Annotated in this window: 14 protein-coding genes and 2 pseudogenes; 10 read left to right on the top strand and 6 right to left on the bottom strand. The window is 36.8% G+C overall.

Going from position 1 to position 16,114, the window contains the following annotated elements:
• Positions 1-3: 3 nt before the first annotated feature.
• Entirely contained in the window at positions 4-345 is a 342-nt protein-coding gene (locus A3SG_RS0101565) for a hypothetical protein (RefSeq protein WP_016988255.1), read from the bottom strand.
• A gap of 121 nt (positions 346-466) precedes the next feature.
• Between A3SG_RS0101565 and A3SG_RS0101560 the strand changes: the two genes are divergently transcribed.
• The 5 genes and pseudogenes from A3SG_RS0101560 (at position 467) to A3SG_RS0101520 (ending at position 5,085) form a co-directional block, all read left to right on the top strand.
• Positions 467-655: a DUF5522 domain-containing protein gene (locus A3SG_RS0101560; protein ID WP_016988254.1), complete on the top strand. Its 189-nt coding sequence runs from the start codon at positions 467-469 to the stop codon at positions 653-655.
• 297 nt (positions 656-952) lie between these two features.
• Positions 953-2,897: pseudogene (locus tag A3SG_RS22660) on the top strand (urocanate hydratase).
• Between the two features lie 48 nt (positions 2,898-2,945).
• Positions 2,946-3,479 (top strand): DUF4136 domain-containing protein, encoded by a 534-nt coding sequence (locus A3SG_RS0101530; protein ID WP_016988248.1) that lies wholly within the window; start codon positions 2,946-2,948, stop codon positions 3,477-3,479.
• Positions 3,480-3,540: 61 nt separating this feature from the next.
• Positions 3,541-3,777, top strand: a complete 237-nt coding sequence (locus A3SG_RS22830; RefSeq protein ID WP_016988247.1) for a group III truncated hemoglobin — start codon at positions 3,541-3,543, stop codon at positions 3,775-3,777.
• 177 nt (positions 3,778-3,954) lie between these two features.
• A complete protein-coding gene (locus A3SG_RS0101520; protein WP_016988246.1) occupies positions 3,955-5,085 on the top strand; it encodes an esterase-like activity of phytase family protein in 1,131 nt (376 codons plus the stop codon).
• 132 nt (positions 5,086-5,217) lie between these two features.
• On the opposite strand, the gene A3SG_RS0101515 is transcribed toward A3SG_RS0101520, so the two are convergent.
• Positions 5,218-5,472, bottom strand: a complete 255-nt coding sequence (locus A3SG_RS0101515; protein ID WP_016988245.1) for a hypothetical protein — start codon at positions 5,470-5,472, stop codon at positions 5,218-5,220.
• A gap of 415 nt (positions 5,473-5,887) precedes the next feature.
• Between A3SG_RS0101515 and A3SG_RS0101510 the strand changes: the two genes are divergently transcribed.
• From A3SG_RS0101510 to A3SG_RS23015, 5 genes and pseudogenes are all read left to right on the top strand, one after another.
• Complete coding sequence (locus A3SG_RS0101510; RefSeq protein ID WP_016988244.1) at positions 5,888-7,648, top strand: aromatic amino acid hydroxylase; 1,761 nt, start codon at positions 5,888-5,890, stop codon at positions 7,646-7,648.
• 214 nt (positions 7,649-7,862) lie between these two features.
• Positions 7,863-8,132, top strand: coding sequence for a hypothetical protein (locus A3SG_RS0101505; protein WP_029596549.1), 270 nt, complete (start codon positions 7,863-7,865; stop codon positions 8,130-8,132).
• 501 nt (positions 8,133-8,633) lie between these two features.
• Positions 8,634-9,017 carry an AMP-binding protein gene (locus tag A3SG_RS22110; RefSeq protein ID WP_016988243.1) on the top strand — a complete coding sequence of 128 codons (384 nt, stop codon included), beginning with the start codon at positions 8,634-8,636 and terminating at the stop codon, positions 9,015-9,017.
• A gap of 137 nt (positions 9,018-9,154) precedes the next feature.
• Positions 9,155-9,816, top strand: a pseudogene (locus A3SG_RS23020) (AMP-binding protein); the annotation flags it as partial.
• Positions 9,817-9,861: 45 nt separating this feature from the next.
• Positions 9,862-10,212 carry an AMP-binding enzyme gene (locus A3SG_RS23015; RefSeq protein ID WP_410500984.1) on the top strand — a complete coding sequence of 117 codons (351 nt, stop codon included), beginning with the start codon at positions 9,862-9,864 and terminating at the stop codon, positions 10,210-10,212.
• Between the two features lie 172 nt (positions 10,213-10,384).
• On the opposite strand, the gene A3SG_RS0101495 is transcribed toward A3SG_RS23015, so the two are convergent.
• From A3SG_RS0101495 to alaS, 4 genes are all read right to left on the bottom strand, one after another.
• A complete protein-coding gene (locus A3SG_RS0101495; RefSeq protein WP_029596548.1) occupies positions 10,385-11,005 on the bottom strand; it encodes a DUF4230 domain-containing protein in 621 nt (206 codons plus the stop codon).
• Between the two features lie 2 nt (positions 11,006-11,007).
• Complete coding sequence (locus tag A3SG_RS0101490; protein ID WP_016988239.1) at positions 11,008-11,973, bottom strand: GSCFA domain-containing protein; 966 nt, start codon at positions 11,971-11,973, stop codon at positions 11,008-11,010.
• 31 nt (positions 11,974-12,004) lie between these two features.
• Positions 12,005-12,772 carry a hypothetical protein gene (locus tag A3SG_RS0101485; protein WP_016988238.1) on the bottom strand — a complete coding sequence of 256 codons (768 nt, stop codon included), beginning with the start codon at positions 12,770-12,772 and terminating at the stop codon, positions 12,005-12,007.
• Positions 12,773-13,100: 328 nt separating this feature from the next.
• The gene (gene alaS / locus A3SG_RS0101480) at positions 13,101-15,749 is read right to left on the bottom strand and encodes an alanine--tRNA ligase (RefSeq protein ID WP_016988237.1); all 2,649 of its coding nucleotides are present in this window, start codon (positions 15,747-15,749) and stop codon (positions 13,101-13,103) included.
• Positions 15,750-16,114: the final 365 nt, after the last annotated feature.

Below are 16,114 nucleotides of genomic sequence, written 5' to 3'. Positions count from 1 at the left end.
AAGTTACTTTTCGCTTAGTGCCAAATACTTTGTGAATCGGAAAATAGCTCTGTCTTTCAAGTAGCCCACGTCGTATTCATTGCTGTACGCTTCACGCTCAAAACTAATATTCCTGTAAGCCAAATCCCTATTTTTATACTGAACCAATCGTACAAAATACTCCAAGATGTACCATATATAAAAAGGAACTATTAATAATTCCAATTGCTGACGCAAGTGTATTTTTTCATGATTTATAAAAACAATGTTTTGTTTGTCCTCGCGACATCTTACAAAAACGAATGGAAAAATGGTTAATCCACGAAAATCTTTGGGAATTAAATATTTTGTTATAATAAGAAACATTCGTTATAAAATTATAAATTTGCACGACTAAAATAGTGCTTTTTAATGAAATACTCAATTATTTGAGTATCGCGATAAATTGAAACATTACAAATCTGCTTACAATAGACTACTTCCGAATATGATAGATGAGAATGATCCAAATAAATTAATCGAAGGCGAAGACTTTTATTACACTCCTGAAGGTTATAAATGCTTTACCGAAAAACACCACCTAAAAAGAGGATATTGCTGTAAAAGCGGATGCCGTCATTGTCCCTATGGAGGACCTCCAACCCCCAAAGGTGGGATAAATAAAAACTATGAATAACAAATAGTAATTTAGGTTAGAGCTTAATAATAATAGTTGAAGTGTTTAAAACGACGAAAAAAAGAGATGGGTATTTGTTCACTATGATATCGAATCAACATTCACGAATCCTACCATCAATCAGATAGTTGTTATCTTAAATGATCTCACGAATACACACGATAAAAAACTAAGTTGACATTCCAAATTTTTTATAGTTGACATAAAAAATACAGCTAAAAAATCATAAATATGACAACAGAAACAGTTCCCCCTTTGGAGATTAGGGAGCTCTTTCAAATACAAATATAACAAGGAATACCCGCTATACTGCCTCAACTAAAACCTTATGAGGCGGCTATCAATCACTCGCCTAAACGAAAAGAAATCCTTTCGGCTGACGAAAAAAAACTAGCCTTAAAAAAATGCCTTAGGTTATATTGATCCGCAACATCACGACGAGCTAATTCAAGAATTTCGTCAGAAGCTATAAACCTATGGTCGCATTTATATGTACCGCTTCTGTCCGGATTATAAAATGCGCGCACGCCCAATTGAGGAACATCCCGGAAAATGCGAACAGGCAACAGCCATTATGCTGATGATCCAAAATAATCTGGATTATGCCGTGGCACATCATCCTCATGAATTAATCACTTCTGGCGAAAATGGAGCTGTTTTTCAAAACTGGGCACAATAGCTGTTGACTATGAAATACCTGCTAGAAATAACAGACGAGTAATGATTAACTTTATATTCCGGTCATCCTATGGGATTGTTTCCTTCTCACAAGGAAGCACCTAGAGTCTTGGTAACTAACGGAATGGTGATCCCTAATTATTCTTAACCAGATGACTGGGAAAAAATGAATGCTTTGGGAGTATCACAATACGGGCAAATGACTGCGGGCTCCTATATGTACATTGGACCACAAGGAATTGTACACGGAACCGCCATTACGGTACTGAATGAATGCTTTTAGAAAAATAAAACGAAGTCCTTCAGGAGGAATCTTTCTTACTTCAGGACTAGGCGGTATGAGTGGTGCCCAACCCAAAGCAGGAAATATTGCCGGTTGCATTACGGTTTGTGCTGAGGTCAATCCCAAGATTACCTATATTCGCCACAGCCAAGGTTGGATCGACGAAGTGATCGAAGATATTGAGGAGTTGGTAAAAAGAGTCGCTTTGGCGAAAGCCAACAAAGAAATCGTATCGATTGCCTACCTCGGAAATGTAGTTGATGTTTGGGGAAAATTTGACGAACAAAACATTCATATCGATTTGGGAAGTGACCAAACCTCCCTCCATAATCCATGGGCGGGCGGGCATTATCCAGCCGACATTTCCTTTGAGGATGCGAACGAAATGATGGCAAATAATCCCGATCTATTCAAAGAAAAAGTATAGGAAACATTACGCCGTCACACGACCGCCTTCAATAAACATACAGCAAAAGGAACTTATTTCTTTGATTATGGAAACGCATTCTTACTAGAAGCTTCTCGTGCCGGAGCCGACGTAATGGCTGAGAATCATACTGATTTCAAGTACCCAAGTTACGTCCAAGACATCATGGGAACCATGTGCTTTCATTATGGGTTTGGTCCTTTTCGTTGGGTTTGCGCTTCAGGGAAACCGAAAGAATTACAAAAAACAGATACCATCACCTGCGAAGTACTGGAAAAGATGGCAAAGAGGGCACCAGTTGAAATGCTGGATAAAAGACAATGGATAAAAGACGCACAGGAAAATAAATTAGTAGTCGACTCACAGGCGAGAATCCTTTCTGCCAACTCGGAAGGCCGTGTAAAAATTTCAACTTCTTTTAATGAGGCTATTGCCCAAGGAGATATTGGAACGGTAATTTTAGGAAGGGACCATCATGATGTATCGGGAACACACTCTTCTTACAGAGAAACATCTAATATCTACGACGGCTCGCGTTTTACGGCTGATATGGCCATATAAAACGTGATTGGAGACAGTTTTCGTGGTGCCACTTGGATATCGATCCACGATGGTGGCGGAGTGGGCTGGGGCGAAGTAATTAATGCGGTTTCGGTATGCTTCTCGACTAATCTAAAGAAACCGCAAGACGATTTGAATCCATGCTTTTTTGGGATGTTAACAATGGTATTTCTAGGAGAAGTTGGGCTCGTAACGAAGGTGCACTATTTGCGATTAAAAGAACGATGGAAGCGGAACATTTATTAAAAGTGACGGTTCCTAATATAGTTGCTGATAATTTATTGGATTTTTAAAAAAAGGAACGTATCTTAGTAAAGATTTATCCGTCAAATATTTACACCATGAAAGCATTTAAACTGATACCGGTACTTTTTATTTTTATTTTAGGCGCTTGCAGCTCCGTTAGAGTTAATTATGACTACGATAAAAACATAGATTTTAATCAATATAAGACTTATGCATTCCATAAAAAAGGAGTGGATAAAGTTGAAATCTCTGGATTAGATAAAAAGAGAATTCTTAATGCCATAGATGCTGAACTCAGCAAAAAAGGAATGATCAAAAGTGAAACCCCTGATTTGTTGGTGAATATTTTTACCAAAGAAAGAGAACGCATCGACGTAAACCAATACAATGCTGGTTGGGGTTATGGATGGGGATACGGATGGAACCCTTACCTGTGGGGAGGCCGCAATTATATTAGCTCGACAACAGAGGGAACACTTTACATTGACTTAATTGATGCCAAGAGAAAAGAACTAATTTGGGAAGGTCAAGGTGTAGGGTACTTAACAGAAAATCGGGAGCAAAAAGAAAAACGAATCAATGAGTTTGTCGCCAAGATTTTAGCACAATTTCCTCCAAAATCTAAATAGTCAAATATTATTTTTCCTATATAATTGGTCTACTTTTGCATAGAATTCTTTATACCCAATTATGGCAATTCTTAGGGAAATAACAACCCTTGAGGACATAAAATTACTTGTTGACACATTCTATCCCAAGGTGCAAGAAGACGACTTGATCGGTCCAATATTTAATAGAAAAATAGGCGATCGCTGGCCGGAACATTTGGAAAAAATGTTCCACTTATGGCAAACAATCCTACTCGAGGTACATACCTGTTCAGGCAGTCCTTTACCTCCTTCTAAACAATTACCGGTTGCCAAATAACATTTTGACCACCGGATGGAAATTTTTACCGCTACAACGGACGAATTATTTGCTAGCGCTGCCGCTGAATAAGCAAAATTGCGCGCCAAGAATATGGCAGAAATGTTCAATTATAAAATTGACTATTTTAGAAATAGAGGACAAAACAGAAACATTTTAAATTTGAAATAACACCAGATGCGCAAATTATTATTCCTTGCTTTTTTACCCTTTAGCTTCCTCTCTTGTTCTACTGTAAAAACGAATCAAACAGCAAACAGCAATCCCAACTTTAAACTGTTAAACAGCATTGAAATTCCTTTCAATAAAGAATTTAAAAACACAGTCGTTGGTGGACTATCTAGTATCGATTATGATGCTAAAAATGATCTTTATTATTTTATTTGTGATGATAGAGCCGTCTACAACGACGCTCGCTTTTATACTGCCAAAATCCATTTGGGAACTAATAAAATAGATAGTATAGCCTTTCAAAATGTGGTTCCCTTAAAAAATGCAGCTGGTAAAAAATACAGCAATTGGGAGGAACAACCTGATAAATCGATTGATCCCGAAGAATTACGTTACAATCCAAAAACAAAAACAGTAGTATGGAGCAGTGAAGGAGCTCGCGTTATCTCCAACGGTTTTTCAGTACTGCAGCACGCCGCGATTCAGACAGCTACCACAGAAGGAAAATTTATAAATGCCTATGATTTACCCGCGAATCTCAACATGCAAAAAGAAGAAAAAGGCCCTCGTAACAATGGCGTGTTAGAAGGAATCGCTTTTAACAAAAACTATACGACACTATACACTAACATTGAAGAGCCCCTGTACGAGGACGACAGTAAGGCTTCTCTAACAAAGAGCGGCTTGATACGCCTATATGAGTTTGATGTGAAATCCAGAAAAAATACAGCGCAATATGCCTATGAATTAGATCCAATAGCGCACGAACCCAATCCTAAAGATGGTTTTGCTGTCAATGGAGTATCTGCTATTCAGTATTATGGAAAAGATCAGTTATTAGTGGTGGAACGATCCTACTCTGTGGGAAAACAGGCCTGTACGATAAAAGTCTATTTATGTGATTTCTCAAAAGCGACTGACGTTAAGAATATTACTTCTTTGCAGCATAATAAGTTTATAGTAACCTCTAAAAAACTAATCCTAAACATGGACGACTTGGGAGTTTTTATAGATAATATTGAAGGAGTGACTTTTGGTCCAAAACTAGCCAGTGGAAAGCAGTCACTACTTTTTGTTTCGGACAATAATTTCTCTGATAAACAAAAAACGCAAGTGCTGCTTTTTGAAGTAGACTAAGGTTGTAGAACAGAACAATAACTGCGCTATAAATACCATGGCTATTTATATATTTATCAGTACTTTGCGAACAGCCTTCCAAAGTGCAATTATGATTATTAGAAAATAAATATCCCACTTCTCGAGAATAAATTACCCGTCTTCTTTTTCACCCAATATATGATCAATCACTTTCGCAGACGTGCAAGTTTCGGCTCCATCTATAGCGGACTCACTAGCAGACTCAATATGTTCAACATACTGTGATTTAGTCAAGTTTTTCCCTTCAATAGTTCGCGCCACTATAATGTCTCCATTCAAGATTGTATCTATTTTTTTTAAAATACTTTTATCTTGCACATCTATTAGTTTTTTGATTATCTGATTTTTGTACGTTTCAATATTCATAATATTTTTGTTTTATACTATAAAGATACAACTTTTTGAAAGTGGAAAAAAATTTTACATTAACCAACTATTAATCTGATTATTAGCAACTTATTAGTTACCATCTTTTAAAAAAGAGACCTCAGCAAAGGATGATAATAGCAGAACTACTGATTTTTCATACGATTGCTGTAACTGTTTTTTTTAATAGAGTAGAAGAAGATATTCATCAGTACTACCCGACTAACCTAGCCCAGATTGCAATACAAAGCTTTTTGTAAAAGTCGTTTTAGTTCTTCTTGTTTATAAAAGACGACTAAAGGAAGATTTTTTATGAACTTTAAAAAAACAAATAGCTTTGCAAAAACTTGTGGTGAAAAGCGAGAAATAGCTACCGGAATTCGTACTTTTGTATCATAACTAGAACGTTTTGAACATGAACTCAACTATTGAAAGTAATCCCTTATTAGACCGATTGCCAAAACACTTGAAACAATTTATTAAACCCCAGGATTATAGCGATTACACGCCTATAAATCAAGCGGTTTGGCGCTATGTAATGCGTAAAAATGTAGATTACTTGTCAAAAGTGGCACATAATTCATATCTCGAAGGATTGAAAAAAACGGGCATAGAAGTCGACAATATCCCGAGCATGTATGGTATGAATCGTATCCTAACTGAAATTGGTTGGGCTGCCGTAGCCGTTGACGGATTTATTCCTCCTAACGCTTTTATGGAATTTCAGGCTTATAATGTGTTAGTTATTGCATCAGACATACGTCAACTGGAACACATAGAATATACGCCAGCGCCAGATATTGTTCATGAAGGTGCAGGTCACGCCCCGATTATCGCCAATCCAGAATATGCAGAATATTTGCGTCGTTTTGGAGAAATAGGCTGCAAAGCAATTTCATCCTATAAAGATTACCAAATGTACGAAGCCATCCGTTTGCTTTCGATTGTGAAGGAAGCAGAAGATACGCCACAAGCAATTATTGACGAAGCCGAAAAGGCAGTAGAAGATTTACAAAATAACATGGGTGAATTATCTGAAATGGCACAAATTAGAAACCTTCACTGGTGGACTGTGGAATATGGCTTGATAGGCACATTGGACAACCCTAAAATATATGGTGCTGGTTTATTGTCTTCCATTGGCGAAAGCGCATGGTGTATGACTAATGAAGTACAAAAAATTACTTATTCCATTGCTGCTGCGCACGCTAATTTTGATATAACAAAACCGCAACCCCAGCTTTATGTGACACCTAATTTTGCTTATCTAAATTTAGTTTTAGAGGAATTTGCCAATAAGATGGCATTGAGAACTGGAGGCTTATCGGGAATCGAAAAACTGATCGTCTCGGGTGCCTTAGGTACAATTGAACTAAGTACCGGTTTACAAGTTTCTGGAGTGTTCACTAACGTAATTGAACAAGATGGAAAACCGATATACATACAAACGACAGGAAAAACAGCACTAGCTTCTCGCGAAAAAGAATTGGTAGGTCATGGAACAGCAAACCATACCGGCGGTTTTGGTAGTCCAATCGGGAAACTGAAAGGAATCAATTTAGCGATTGAAGATATGAGTCCAAAGGACTTAAGCGCTTATAACATAACAGAAAGCAACAGTATAAAACTGGAATTTGAAGGAGGTATTACCGTAGAAGGAGAAATCATCACTGGTTCCAGAAATTTAAAAGGAGCAATTATCCTTATCCGTTTTAAAAACTGTACCGTAACACATGGGGAAACTATCTTGTTTCAACCGGAGTGGGGCGTTTATGATATGGCAGTAGGAAAAAAAGTAGTTTCTGCTTTTTCCGGACCAGCTGACGCAAACAGTTTTGACTTGATTAACCACATGCCTTCGAGCACGACCATTAAAGCAAAACAGACTGCTGAACGGGATGACTTGGAAGTACTTTACCAGATGGTAAGGATTATTAGGAAATCTCAAGACATCTATGCTTCCTTAGATCCTATTTTCCATAGACTAAAAAAGGACCATCCAAATGACTGGTTACTTACTGTTGAAATTGCGGAACTTCTCCAAACTCGAAACGACTCTCCCCTACTTCAAGAAGTTCTAGATTACCTTGAAGATTTAAAACAAAAAAGACCTACAATAGCCCATTTAATTTCTGGAGGCCTAGATTTAATTTTTCGCAAAATCATAACGATATAACACCGATTACTATTACATAAAAAGTATTTCTACATTGTACACGCCGCCCTACATCTTTTGTTTGGCGGCGTATTTTGTTTGTTCCTAAAACAGATTTTCTACTTATTTGTTAAATGGGAATAGTTCTGCGAAATGGTAGCAAAAGAAAAACAGATGTCAGACTGATTCAGGTCTAAAAAAACCTATGTTTAAATTTTATAAAGAAAATTTGAGCATGAGTACTAAAGGCAATAAGAAGATTTGCATAGCAAAGAAAAATATTTATTGCAGCCAGGTCATCTCACAGAACTCAACTAATAAACCAGTACTGATTTTTATTCATGATGCATTGGGCTGTTCTGCAAGTTGGAAAGATTTTCCTTTTCAACTTTGTAGCAAAATGGAAATAGCAGGGTTTTGTATGATCGATTGGGTCATGGAAAATAAGATCCGCTGGATAAGCAATGGTCAAAAGGCTATCTTGAAGCGGAAGCCGATTTTCTAAGGCAAATTGTACTGTCATAAAACTTTACAAATTTTATTTTAATTGGTTTTAGTGATGGGGCTAGTGTCTCGCTATTATATGCCGCCAAATATCAAGATTGGCAAGCAATCATTAGTATTGCAGATCATGCTAAAGTAGAAGAAGCTACCACAACAGGAATTAGAAACATCCTTAAGAATTCAGAAAAAATTATTTTCCAATTACAAAAATACCATAACGATGAAACATTCCCGCTTTTTCAAAATTTTGGGACAAATACTGGCTATCGCAGCCGTTCAACAACTGGAATATTGAAAAGCTACTTATAAAAATTCAGTCCCCAAGTCTCATACTGCAAGGCGAAAAAGACGAGTATGCGACTCAAGAACATTGCACCGGAATTACCGAAAAAATTGGAAGTAATGCGATATATACTATTATTGAAGACGTCGGACATTTTCCACCTAAAGAAAACCCGAGCCTGATATCACAAATAATCCACTCCTTTTTAAATAAGAGATCATGAAAAAATACAGCTACGCGAGCGGCATCAATGACGAGCCTTTATTAGGTCTAACAATAAGCGAAGCTTTTGAGGAGACCGTAAGTCGATTTCCCAAAACCGAGGCCGTGGTCTCTAAACACCATAATATTCGCCATACCTACGAGCAATTAGAAATTCGAGTAAATCAATGTGTCAAAGCATTTTTAGCGATTGAAATCCAAAAGGGCGATCGTGTAGGAATATGTGCTAGCAAATGTGTAGAATGGTTAATTGTTCAAATTGCAACAGCCAAAATAGGTGCTATTTTAGTAAACATAAATACCAGTTACCAAACGTACAAACTAGAATATGCCTCAAATTATTTAGGCTGCAAATCAATTGTAATTGCGGACAAAAACTAGTACACAGACTACAGTCAAATGCTTTATGAATTGATTCCGAATCTCAAAAGCAATAGACTTCCTACTTTCGATTGTGATGAGCTTCCGTTGTTAAAATCGGTTATTCCTTTAAGCAAAACAACCTACAAGGGATCCTGATGTGGGAAGAATTTATCGATATGGGAATTCAAATTGATCATCATAAACTGGAAACCAGACAGCGCCACCTTTCTTTTGACGACCCCATTAACATTCAATTTACAAGTGGAACAACCGGCAGCCCAAAAGGAGCGACATTAAGCCATCACAGCCTTCTAAACAATGGCTATATCGCAGTAAAAACGCAACTCACCACCGAAAAAGACAAAATCGTTATACCAGTTCCCCTCTACCATTGCTTCGGTATGGTATTAGGAATTTGGGTTGCATCAGTCAGGGGGCAACCATGATTTGCCCGAGTGAGACCTTTAATGCGGAAGCAACTTTAAAAGCAGTCGCTGAGGAAAAAACAATCGCTATTTATGGTGTGCCCACAATGTTTTTTGCTGAACTGGCGCATTCTGACTTTAAACAATACGACTTCAGCAGCTTGCGAACAGGAATCATGGCCGAATCGCTCTGTCCTTCCGAATTGATGAGGAAAGTGCAAACCGAAATGCATTTAGTCGAAATGGAAATTGGATACGGCCTGACAGAAACGAGTCCATTGAGTACTCAAAATAAGCATAATGCACCTTTTGACAAAAGAGTTAGCACGGTGGGTAGGGTTTTACCGCATACCGAAATAAAAATCATTTATCCCGGGACGGATCAAGTCGTTCCTGTAGGTGAATCGGGAGAGCTTTGTAACCGTCGCTACTGCGTAATGCTTGGCTATTGGAACGACCCCATCAAAACAAAAGAATCTATTGATGCTTCAGGCTGGATACATAGCGGCGATTTAGCGACTATGGATGAAGAAGGGTATATTAATATCGTGGGGCGTATTAAAGACATGATTATCCATGGCGGAGAAAACATTTACCCGAAAGTCATTGAAGAATTTCTATATACCCATGAAAAAATTAAAGAAGTTTCGGTTTTTGCTATTTCAGATGAAAAATACGGAGAGCAAGTATGTGTTTGGATTCAAATATATGACAAATCAGAACTTACAATTTTAGAAATACAAGAATACTGTAGAGGAAAAATAGCCCATTACAACATTCCCAGCTAGGTGTAATTTGTCACTGAATTTCCTATGACTGTTACTGGTAAAATTCATAAAATCGAGATGAGAGAAACGATGATAACTGAATTAAGACCGTCAAAATAGCATAAAAAAGGGTTTGAATCAGATGTACTGTTTAATCTCTTTTTAACCAAAAGAAAAACAAATTATAAACCTGTTATAATTTTACTTTTTCTTCAAAATCTTTTTCGCTTTCAATGATAACACCTTCGTATTTCAACGTCCATCCTAAACTATTAGTAAGAATTAAAAACTTCGCCAACTCACTAACTAATCTATTTTGAGCATTAGTTTTAAGGGTAGACTTTTGTATCTTTTTAGTCAGATTAGCTTTTACTGATTTATTTATCTTGTTGTAATCATCCCCTGTGAAAGGATTCAACTTGCTTTGCTCCACATCATAAAATTGAATGTCAGTACTAATTTTTATTTCTTCTTTTGGAATACTTAAAATGGAAATTGTTTTATTTTTTTCATCAATGTCATATTTCATTTTATGCAAATCATAAGCGACAGTGACATCAGCGTTAACAACAATCAACGCTTTTTTATCGAATGAAACCATACCCATTAGATACTTTTCCTTATTCTTGTACGTAACCACTTCAGAGAAATGCCCTTCCGTCACTACCAGCTTACCTACGTTAACAATTTGCTGCTGAATCAGGTCAGTATTATAATCGATTCCCGAGTCGTCCTCTTTCTTAAATTCACAATATTTAAACAACAGCACAACGGTGACTATCATTCCCATAAAAACAAGTAATCTTCTAAGCATAATTAAAATTTCATAAATGAATATTGAGAAACCAATGTAGCGATTTTATTTTTTAGTTTAGCTTCAAATTTTTGATGACTCTCTGAATTGGGGTTGAACGGCTTATGAGACAAGCTTTTCTGTATCGTTTCTACTTCCTCCATTGTTGCAAAAGCGGTTTCTGAAATGTTTGTTTCCTTGAAACGTTTCCAAATATAATCGATGGCCACTTGATTGGGGTGCAACATGTCTTCGGCATAAAACCTGTAATCACGAAGTTCATCCATCATAATTTCGTAGGAAGGAAAGAGTCCAAAATTCCCGGCGGGGCTGACAGAAACCAATTGAAGCAGCGCTTCACGCAAAGCACTAATTAAATACGCCTTGCTTTGCTGATTTTCAACAAAACCGTCTTTTAAATGACGAACAGGTGAAATCGTAAAAACGATTTTTACCTCTGGATTTATAGATTGTATTAAATAGATTGTATTTTGAATACTTTTTTGAATTACAGCTATCGATAATAGATGCTTTTCAAACTGTTTTTGAGGTACTTTATGGCAATTAGCAACTATTTCATTACTTTCCTTATTTCGATAGACCCAAGACGTCCCATAGGTTATAATGACATGCGTCGCTTCGCTTATTTCTTTCATCATTGATTGAATAATGGTATTCAAATCTTTTAATAACTCAGTTGAATCTCCATTACTTAAATCAGAATGGACATCATAACAATGCCAGCGCTCATTGTGAAAAAAAATATCAGCTTCCGTAAATACCTTTTGTGCAACAGCGAAGGTGATTAATTTCTCGATTGCAAGCGGATGGAACAAAATACCAAAAGGATTACAGGAATTCTGTAATTTAAAATAATCCAGTTTCTCCGACATATTTACCGCAAAACAAGAGCCTAAAGATATAATCTTCGAGCTATAATCGATCGGGTGAATAGTTTTAGGAATGGGTATTTGGGTTCTAAATTGCATCGCATATTATTTCTGCAAACTTAGGGATTTATTAGTAAAAATATTCGGATTTTAAATATCCGGACTTCGCTGTTTCCGTCAACTGCTCTGTAGGGTAACCATCCGTGTCGTATTTAAACGTACTATTAAAAAATTGAGCTGAAGATATGGTTTGATCTGCCGCATTAGTTGTACTATTCTCATCGAAGCTAATTAGCTTATTATTGAATGAAATAATCTCCTTGTGATCCAGTAACTTATTATATCCTAAAATAGCAAAAAAAGGATTAATTTTAGAATCATATTCAAAATTTACAGTGTGTTTTGAAACTACGCCTGGCCCTGCTTCATCTAAAATCCTTTCGTCTTTTATTAAATTTTTATCTTTAAAATGCAATGTTCCATGATAAATCATGGCCTCTTGACTTCCCGAATTTACGCTCTTTTTTTCATAAGAAACAGTGCCATCGATATTGTGAATATACTTTATCACATAATTGTTTGGACAGAGAACCTGTATTAACTGATCGATATCGTATGAATATTCTAAGGTGGTACTTTCCTGCGTAGCTTTGTCTATCGTTACTATTTTTGTAATCAGACCATTTGTATAGCTGAAGTCAGTATGTGAATTGACGCGATCTATAGTTGCGATTTCATTCCCAATATACTTGAGCAAAGTTGTAGTCGATGCACTACCCTCTGGTGTTTCAACTAACTTTGTAAGGAATTTAACTTTACCCTCGTTGTCATTGGAACAAGAACTCAATAAGACAAAAAAAACAGAGAGGAACAAAAATATTTTAATTGAATGTTTCATGGGAGTAGGTGATATAAGCTTGCTGCAAATAGGGCGAGTAAATCTAAAAAATAAATTCTGCTTAGCAAACTAAACAAGTCCAACAGCCTAAAAACTCGTTTAAGAGACTATTTATAGAAAATCGCAAACTCCTTTTTATCTTATAAAAAGATTGAATCTAACATGCTTCAATTTAAATATCGTTTTTTGAGTGATAGGTGTTTTTATATCGCTTTTACGATCAAAGAGCAGTTAAATTAATTGCTGAAGCAGTTAACACTTTATCAAAAAACCCTTTCGATTTGCCTGAACAAACGCAAAGGGTTACTTATTTAACAGTAAGAAAGAACTACCTCACGAACTCTACTGCCTTGTTTAAAGCCTCTTGAATGCCGCCTGCGTTTTTTCCTCCAGCAGTAGCAAAGAAAGGCTGACCTCCGCCGCCTCCTTGTATGTACTTCCCTAGTTCACGAACTACTTGCCCTGCATTTAATTTTTTATCCGCAACCAGCTCTTTAGAAATATAACAACTCAGCATCGGTTTTCCTTCTTCAGCTGTAGCCAAAACTAAAAACATATTACTCCCTAATTTCCCTAAATCATACGCCAAATCTTTAGCTCCCTCTGGGTTAAGATCCACTTGCACCGCAAGAAACTGTACTCCATTTATTTCTTGAATTTGTTGCGCTAATTCTATTTTTAATCCTTTTGCTTTATCTCTACTTAATTGCTCTACCTGCTTTTTTAATTTTGCATTCTCTTCTTGTACTGACACTACCGCTTTAATAACATCTTGCGGGTTTTTTAGGGCGATCTTAATTTCATTCAATGCAACTTCCTGAGAAGCAAAAAAACCTTTGACAGCATCACCGGTAATCGCTTCGATACGTCTAACCCCTGCAGCAACTGCTCCTTCTGCAACAATTTTAAAATACCAGACTTCTCCTGTATTCTTCACGTGAATTCCTCCACAAAGCTCCATGCTTTCGCCAAATTTAATTGCACGAACATGATCTCCATATTTCTCACCAAACAAGGCTATAGCGCCTTCTTCTACCGCCTGCGCGAAAGGAATATCTCTCCTTTCTATTAATGGCAATTGTTCCTGAATTCTGGCATTAACAAAATCTTCTACCTGCTGCAATTCTTCATCAGTAGCTTTTGCAAAATGAGAAAAGTCAAAACGCAAATGATTTGGACTTACTAATGATCCCTTTTGCTCCACATGTGTTCCCAATATGCTCCGTAATGCCTGATGCATCAAGTGTGTCGCAGAGTGATTTTTTGTAGTATCTGATCTTAATTTACTATCTACTTTAGCAACAAAAACACCGTTTACATTCCGCGGTAATTTTTTAGTGAAATGCAGTATTAAGTTATTCTCTTTTTTAGTATCTATAATTTGAATGGTCTCGTTTGCAGAAACTAAAACCCCTTTGTCTCCCACTTGTCCTCCCCCTTCAGAATAAAACGGTGTTGTATCTAAAACTATTTGGTACATCACACCTTCTTTCTTAGAGTCCACTTTACGAATTCTTGTTATTTTTGCTTGGATTTCCGTTAGATCATACCCCACGAAAGTCTCCGTATTTCCTTCCACTAAAATTTTCCAGTCATCTGTTGAAACTTCAGAGGCTGCGCGTGAACGCGTTTTTTGTTCTTGCATCGCCTTATCAAAACCGGCTTCGTCCAGACTGAATCCTCTTTCTCTAAGAATCAAAGCCGTCAAATCAATAGGAAAACCAAAAGTATCGTATAATTCAAATGCTTTTGCTCCCGGAACTTCTTTTCCTTGATTTGTAGCAATTACGTTATCTAACAACTGTAGACCTTGATCTAGTGTACGCAAAAAAGACGTTTCTTCTTCCCTTATCACATTTGTCACTAAGCCTTGTTGTTTTTTAATTTCAGGGAAAAATTCACCCATTTGATCTGCTAAAACAGCAACCAACTTAAATATAAAAGGTTCTTTGGTATTCAAAAAAGTAAATCCGTAACGAATTGCCCGGCGCAAAATACGGCGAATCACATACCCCGCTCCTGTATTGGAAGGCAATTGACCGTCGGCAATAGCGAAGGCTACCGCGCGAACGTGATCTACAATTACACGAATCGCAATATTCGTTTTATTTTGTTCTTCAGATTCTTCACTATCGTCCAGAATGACAGAATTAGGTGTATATTTCAATCCGGTAATTTCCTCCACTTTTTGAATAAGCGGTGTAAACACATCTGTATCATAATTTGAGGTAGTATTTTGCATTGCCATACACAAACGCTCAAATCCCATTCCGGTATCTACGTGCTGTGCTGGTAATTTTTCTAGAGAACCATCGGCTTTGCGGTTGAACTCCATAAATACGTTGTTCCATATTTCAACTACCTGCGGATGATCTGCATTGACTAAACTTCTACCTGAAACTGCCGCTCTTTCTTCATCATTGCGGAGATCGATATGAATTTCAGAACATGGTCCGCATGGTCCTTGATCTCCCATCTCCCAGAAATTGTCTTTTTTATTTCCTAGGATAATGCGATCTTCAGGAACGAATTGTTTCCAAATATCAAAAGCCTCCTGATCAAAAGGCACATTCTCTGCTTCGTTTCCTTCAAAAACAGAAACATACAAGCGTTCCTTATCTAATTTCAACACTTCTGTTAAAAATTCCCAAGCCCAAGGCAAGGCTTCTTTCTTGAAATAATCGCCAAAAGACCAGTTTCCCAGCATTTCGAACATGGTATGGTGGTAAGTGTCAAAACCTACATCTTCTAAATCATTATGTTTTCCTGAAACCCGAAGACATTTTTGAGTGTCGGCAATTCTATTGTTTTTTGGCTTGGCGTTCCCCAAAAAATATTCTTTAAACTGCGCCATTCCTGAATTATTAAACATCAGCGTGGGATCGTCTTTAAGAACTATGGGAGCCGAAGGAACAATTAAGTGTCCTTTACTCTGAAAAAAGTCTAAAAATTGTTTACGTACGTCTTGTGATTTCATTATTTATCTTTTTTGCCACTAAGGCGCTAAGTTTTTTAATTTATATTTTGCTCAAAAGCAATCTACGCCCCAGATAGCAGTGCAAAGCTTCGAGATTTAGTGCTCTATTTTTTCATGAAATGGCAGAGCGACCAGAGAAAGCTCCTGCAAGTTCATTAGAAAAAACGAGAACTAAACGAGAACTTGCAACGAATAGCTGGAATAGGCACATTATTTTATTTATTATTGAAAAAACGCGAGAACAAATGAAACATTTATTAAATTTGTTCTACTTGCATTTTACAATGCGCAAAAATAGGGTATTTTAAAATATGGCGAAAGTAAAATATTATTATGATTCGGAAAATACTGGCGTATCGAAAGAT

Origin of the sequence: Flavobacterium sp. ACAM 123 (assembly GCF_000264055.1) — a bacterium.
In the GTDB taxonomy this organism is placed as follows: Bacteria; Bacteroidota; Bacteroidia; order Flavobacteriales; family Flavobacteriaceae; genus Flavobacterium.
The sequence above is the reverse complement of the archived record's forward strand: the minus strand, read 5'-3'. Positions and strand labels throughout refer to the sequence as shown.

Excerpts from the sequence above, each read along its gene's own strand:
- A3SG_RS0101565 (WP_016988255.1), bottom strand. The coding sequence starts at position 345 with ATGTTTCTTATTATAACAAAATATTTAATTCCCAAAGATTTTCGTGGA.
- A3SG_RS0101560 (WP_016988254.1), top strand. The coding sequence starts at position 467 with ATGATAGATGAGAATGATCCAAATAAATTAATCGAAGGCGAAGACTTT.
- A3SG_RS0101530 (WP_016988248.1), top strand. The coding sequence starts at position 2,946 with ATGAAAGCATTTAAACTGATACCGGTACTTTTTATTTTTATTTTAGGC.
- A3SG_RS22830 (WP_016988247.1), top strand. The coding sequence starts at position 3,541 with ATGGCAATTCTTAGGGAAATAACAACCCTTGAGGACATAAAATTACTT.
- A3SG_RS0101520 (WP_016988246.1), top strand. The coding sequence starts at position 3,955 with ATGCGCAAATTATTATTCCTTGCTTTTTTACCCTTTAGCTTCCTCTCT.
- A3SG_RS0101515 (WP_016988245.1), bottom strand. The coding sequence starts at position 5,472 with ATGAATATTGAAACGTACAAAAATCAGATAATCAAAAAACTAATAGAT.
- A3SG_RS0101510 (WP_016988244.1), top strand. The coding sequence starts at position 5,888 with ATGAACTCAACTATTGAAAGTAATCCCTTATTAGACCGATTGCCAAAA.
- A3SG_RS0101505 (WP_029596549.1), top strand. The coding sequence starts at position 7,863 with ATGAGTACTAAAGGCAATAAGAAGATTTGCATAGCAAAGAAAAATATT.
- A3SG_RS22110 (WP_016988243.1), top strand. The coding sequence starts at position 8,634 with ATGAAAAAATACAGCTACGCGAGCGGCATCAATGACGAGCCTTTATTA.
- A3SG_RS23015 (WP_410500984.1), top strand. The coding sequence starts at position 9,862 with ATGCTTGGCTATTGGAACGACCCCATCAAAACAAAAGAATCTATTGAT.
- A3SG_RS0101495 (WP_029596548.1), bottom strand. The coding sequence starts at position 11,005 with ATGCTTAGAAGATTACTTGTTTTTATGGGAATGATAGTCACCGTTGTG.
- A3SG_RS0101490 (WP_016988239.1), bottom strand. The coding sequence starts at position 11,973 with ATGCAATTTAGAACCCAAATACCCATTCCTAAAACTATTCACCCGATC.
- A3SG_RS0101485 (WP_016988238.1), bottom strand. The coding sequence starts at position 12,772 with ATGAAACATTCAATTAAAATATTTTTGTTCCTCTCTGTTTTTTTTGTC.
- alaS (WP_016988237.1), bottom strand. The coding sequence starts at position 15,749 with ATGAAATCACAAGACGTACGTAAACAATTTTTAGACTTTTTTCAGAGT.